The 4,872-nt window shown below is 65.9% G+C and carries 5 protein-coding genes; 4 read left to right on the top strand and 1 reads right to left on the bottom strand.

Annotated elements, in window-relative coordinates; genetic code table 11:
- The 4 genes from AB4Y84_RS13235 to AB4Y84_RS13250 all read left to right on the top strand — a co-directional run.
- Nucleotides 1–1,189: UDP-glucose dehydrogenase family protein (locus AB4Y84_RS13235; protein ID WP_442250258.1), on the top strand; the 1,189-nt coding region annotated here is incomplete at its 5' end.
- Nucleotides 1,182–1,421, top strand: coding sequence for a SlyX family protein (locus AB4Y84_RS13240; protein ID WP_025876828.1), 240 nt, complete (start codon nt 1,182–1,184; stop codon nt 1,419–1,421). The genes AB4Y84_RS13235 and AB4Y84_RS13240, both read left to right, overlap by 8 nt.
- Nucleotides 1,422–1,431: 10 nt before the next feature.
- A complete protein-coding gene (locus AB4Y84_RS13245; RefSeq protein ID WP_223495660.1) occupies nt 1,432–2,115 on the top strand; it encodes a DUF2058 domain-containing protein in 684 nt (227 codons plus the stop codon).
- A 67-nt stretch (nt 2,116–2,182) separates the two neighbouring features.
- Entirely contained in the window at nt 2,183–4,273 is a 2,091-nt protein-coding gene (locus AB4Y84_RS13250) for an acyltransferase family protein (protein WP_442244318.1), read from the top strand.
- Between the two features lie 110 nt (nt 4,274–4,383).
- On the opposite strand, the gene AB4Y84_RS13255 is transcribed toward AB4Y84_RS13250, so the two are convergent.
- A partial coding sequence (locus AB4Y84_RS13255; protein ID WP_442250259.1) for a vitamin B12 dependent-methionine synthase activation domain-containing protein occupies nt 4,384–4,872 on the bottom strand: 489 nt, incomplete at its 5' end.

The following is a 4,872-nucleotide window of genomic DNA, read 5'->3' on the forward strand; positions in this document are numbered from 1 at the left end:
GGTGAAGGCCAACCACGCCGCGTCGCGGTTGGTGTTCACCACCGACGCGGCGACCGCCATCGGCCACGGCCAGGTGGTGTTCATCGCCGTGGGCACGCCGCCGGACGAGGATGGCAGCGCCGATCTGCAGTACGTGCTGGCCGTGGCCCGCACCATCGGTCGGTACATTTCGGTGCCGACCGTGGTGGTCAACAAGTCGACGGTGCCGGTAGGCACCGCCGACAAGGTGCGTGCGGCCATTGCCGAGGAGCTGGCAGCGCGTGGAGCGGATATCGCCTTCGATGTGGTGTCCAACCCTGAATTCCTGAAGGAAGGTGACGCCGTTGCCGACTGCATGCGGCCTGACCGCATCATCATCGGTGCGACCAGCGCCGAGTCGGTCGCCGTGATGCGTCGCCTGTACGCACCGTTCAATCGCAACCACGACCGCGTGGTGGAGATGGATGTGCGTTCGGCCGAGCTGACCAAGTACGCCGCCAATGCAATGCTGGCAACCAAGATTTCGTTCATGAATGAAATCGCCAACATCGCCGAGCGCGTGGGCGCCGACGTCGAGCAGGTCCGCCAGGGCATCGGTTCGGATCCGCGTATTGGCTGGCACTTCATCTATCCCGGTGCCGGTTACGGCGGTTCGTGCTTCCCCAAGGACGTGCAGGCACTGGCGCGCACCGCGCAGCAGGCCGGCCTGGAGCCGAAGCTGCTGAACGCGGTGGAGGCGGTCAATGAATCGCAGAAGGGGCACCTGTTTGCCCTGATCCAGCGCCACTACGACAAGGGTGAAGACGAAGGCGTGCGCGGCAGGACGTTTGCCGTGTGGGGCCTGGCGTTCAAGCCCAATACCGACGACATGCGCGAGGCCTCCAGCCGTCGCCTGCTGGCCCAGTTGTGGGAAGGGGGTGCGACAGTGCGCGCGTACRATCCGGAGGCGATGCATGAATCGCAGCGGATCTTCGGCGATCGCGACGATCTGGTGTTCTGTGACAGCGCCGACGACGCGCTGCAGGGTGCCGATGCGTTGGTCGTAGTGACCGAGTGGAAGCAGTTCCGCAGCCCCGATTTCCAGATGCTGCGCGAGCGGCTGAAGGATGCGGTGGTGTTCGATGGCCGCAATCTGTACGAGCCGGCCGAAGTCGAGGCCGCTGGCCTTGCGTATTACGGCATTGGCCGGGGGCGTTCGCTGCATGTCTGAAGTACCGACCGAACGCGAGCAGGCGCTGGAAGCGCGCCTGGTCGAGCTGGAGATGCGCGTGTCCTTCCAGGAACACGCGCTGGCCGAACTGAGCGATGCACTTGCAGACGCGCGTATGGAAGGCAGCCGCAATGCCGGCATCCTGCGCGTGCTGCTGGAAGACCTGGGCAAGGTCCGCAATGCATTGAATTCTTCTGATCCGGCGAGCGAACCGCCGCCGCCGCACTACTGATCCATATCCTATGAGCGATACCCTCCGCGACCAGCTGATGGGCCTGGGCTTCAAGCCCGCGCCCAAGCCCGAGCGCAAGAATGATGCCCCCCGCCGTGATGGCCGCCCGCAGGGCAAGGGTGGTGCTGGCAATGGAAAGCCGCAGCAGGCTGGCAGGGGCGAACACAAGCCTGGCGAGCGGCGTGCGCATGGCAACGGCGCTCCGGGCAAGCCCGGCCAGCAGCGTGGCCAGGGCCACGGGCAGGGTCCGCGCAAGCCGCGTACCGCTGAGGAAATGGATCTGGCCAAGGCCTACGCGATCCGTGCGCAGCGCGAAAAGGAAGAGCGCATCGAGACTGAGCGCCTGAAGCAGGAAGAAGCCCGCCAGCGCCGCGAGGCCAAGGTGAAGCTGGAAGAACTGCTGAAGGACAAGAGCCTGAATGCCGAAGCGGCCGATATCGCGCGCCACTTCCCTTATGGCGGGAAGATCAAGCGCATCTACGTCACCGCCGAGCAGCTCAAGGCACTCAATGCCGGTGAACTGGGCGTGGTCCAGCTCAACGGTCGCTACCTGCTGGTGACGGCTGAAGTCCTGGCCCAGTCTGAAGCGGTGTTCGCCGCTTCGGTGGCGTTGAAGGTCGACCCGAATGCACCGGCCGAGGAAGATCCCTACGCCGACCCGCAGTACCAGGTGCCCGACGACCTGGTCTGGTAAGTCGACGCGACCATTGTTGAACGCACTGGGCGCCGAAGGGCGCCCGTTGCATGTCAGGAGCAGGGCCATGCAGGAACGCAGTCCCGGATATTTCCCGCATATCGATGGCCTGCGTGCGATCGCGGTGCTGGCGGTCATCCTCTACCACCTCAAGGCGAGCTGGTTGCCGGGTGGCTTTACCGGCGTGGACGTGTTCTTCGTCATCTCCGGCTTCGTGGTCAGTGCCTCGGTGGATCGTCTGCCGGCGATCGGAGGATGGGCAGGGTTGGCGCGCTTCTATGCACGCCGCATGCGTCGCATCGCCCCGGCGCTGGTGGTGTGCCTGCTGGTGACGGCGATGTTCAGCGCGTTGCTGATTCCCGAATCCTGGCTCAGCGAGACCAGCGACAAGACTGGCCGCATGGCGTTCTTCGGGTTGAGCAACTGGGTGTTGGCCAGCACCGGCAACGACTATTTCTCGCCGCGAACCGAGTTCAATCCCTACACGCATACCTGGTCGCTGGGTGTCGAAGAGCAGTTCTACCTGCTGTTCCCGCTGCTGTTCCTTGCTTGGGCCAAAGGCCGGCGCGGCGGCTGGCTGTCGGTGGGGCTGTTTGGCGCAGCAACTGTGGCATCGCTGGGGTATGCGGCGTTCCGCGCGGGGCAGGGCGGTCATGAGATCGATGCGTTCTACCTGACCACCACGCGGTTCTGGCAGCTTGGCGCTGGCGTGCTGCTGTTCCAGCTGTTGTCGCTGAGCGGCCGGTTCACGCCGCCGCCGGTGCCGCCACGGGGTATCAGTTGGCGCTCGCCTCTGCTGCTGCTGAGCGTGGTGGCACTGGGCTATGGGCTCTGGTCTGCGCGCCCGGGCCATTCGCCGTGGATTGATGGGCTGTGGCCGGTATTGGGCACGCTGGGATTGCTGGGCCTGCTGCAGCGCTCACCCGGGGGCTGGATCGGGCGCACGCTGGCGACCACACCGATGGTGACGATTGGCCGGCTGTCCTACTCGCTGTACCTGTGGCACTGGCCGGTCTTCGTTCTGTTCCGCTGGACGGTGGGCCTGGAGACGGTGGCCACCGGCGGCGCCGCGCTACTGTGCGTGGCAGTGTTGTCCTGGCTGTCCTGGCGCTGGGTGGAACAGCCCCTGCGGCATGGTGCGCGCTGGCGCGTCAGCAACGCGCGCTGGGTGGTGGTCGGGCTGGGCGTACTGGTGCTCGGTGCCGGCCTGCAGTCGGCGCTGACCAAGACCCAGCGGTACACCTCGCTCAGCGTGGTCAGCCGTGCTTCGCTGGACTGGTACCCGTATGCCAAGGGGCTGAAGAAGGAAATCCCGGACTGCCGCGTGCGGGTCAGCAACGTGCCGGTACTGGGCGGACAGGCACGCCTTTACGAGCGCGGCGAGTGCCCCGGACGCACTGCATCCACCCGCCAGTTGTTCGTGGCCGGCGATTCGCATGCACTGGCCTACCACGAGATGCTGCAGCGCCTTGCCGTGCTCGATGGGGCACCAATCCACCTGTACAGCAGTGGCGGCTGCGCGCTGGTCGGGTTACGAGCCTGGCAGGGCCCCAATCCGTCCTGCGAGGCCTATACGCGTAACGTGCTGGAAGATATCCAGGCACGCGCGCAGCCGGGTGATGTGGTGTTGCTGGCAGGGCTGCGCCTGCCACGCCTGTCTGAGTCGTACGCGCTGTTCGACGTTGCCCAGGTGCGTGCCGAGCATCTGAGCGAGACGGCCAGCGCGGGTCGCAAAGCCGAGATCGGGCACTGGATCGAGCAGCTCACACCGCTGGCAGAACGCGGCGTGCGCATCGTGCTGGAAGCACCCAAGCCGGTGCTGCCGGCACCGCCGTACCGCTGCTCGGATGTGTTCAACCGGCACAACCCGATCTGTGCCAACGGCATGACGGTTGCGCGCAGCGAGATCGAGCAGTTGCGCGAGCCGGTGCTGGCCGGCCTGCAGCAGGTCGCCGCAGGTCTGCCGGGTGCATCCATATGGGATCCGATGCCGTTGCTGTGCCCGGGCGAGCAGTGCCTTCCCACCCGCGACGGCAAGCCGCTGTTCTTCGATGGCGACCATCTCAGCGGATACAGCAACCGTCTGCTGCTGCCTGATTTCCAGAATCAGCTGCAGCGTCTGCAGGCGTCGTCGCCGGCACCGGCGGTCGCCCCCTGATCGGGGGCGCGTGATCAGTTACGGGTCGCAGTGTCCGGGTTGGCCCGCTTCCTGTGGTGCCTATCGGTTCGTCGTGGACGCTGGCGCCTGATCCTTGCCAGGCGCGGCGATCATTCCGGATCGTAGTCCAGGTTAGACGCCAGCCAGCGTTCGGCCTGGGCGCGGTCCACGCCCTTGCGGCGTGCGTAGTCGGTGACCTGCTCACGACCGAGGCGGCCGACCACGAAATACTGGCTCTGCGGGTGGCTGAAGTAGTAGCCCGATACCGCCGCGGTCGGCAGCATCGCGAAGCTTTCGGTGAGCTGCATGCCGGCGTTGGTTTCGGCGTCCAGCAGGTCGAACAACCGGCGTTTTTCGCTGTGCTCGGGACAGGCGGGGTAACCGGGCGCGGGACGGATGCCACGGTACTTTTCGTCGATGAGCGCTTCGTTGTCGAGCGTTTCGGTGTGGTCGTACCCCCAGAACCCGGTGCGTACGCGCTGGTGCAGGCGTTCGGCCAGGGCTTCGGCAAAGCGGTCGGCGAGCGCCTTCAGCAGAATCGCGTTGTAGTCGTCGTGGTCGGCCTCGAAACGGGCCACGTGCGCGTCGATACCGATGCC

Origin of the sequence: Stenotrophomonas sp. 2YAF22 (assembly GCF_052114665.1) — a bacterium.
GTDB lineage: Bacteria > Pseudomonadota > Gammaproteobacteria > Xanthomonadales > Xanthomonadaceae > Stenotrophomonas > Stenotrophomonas indicatrix.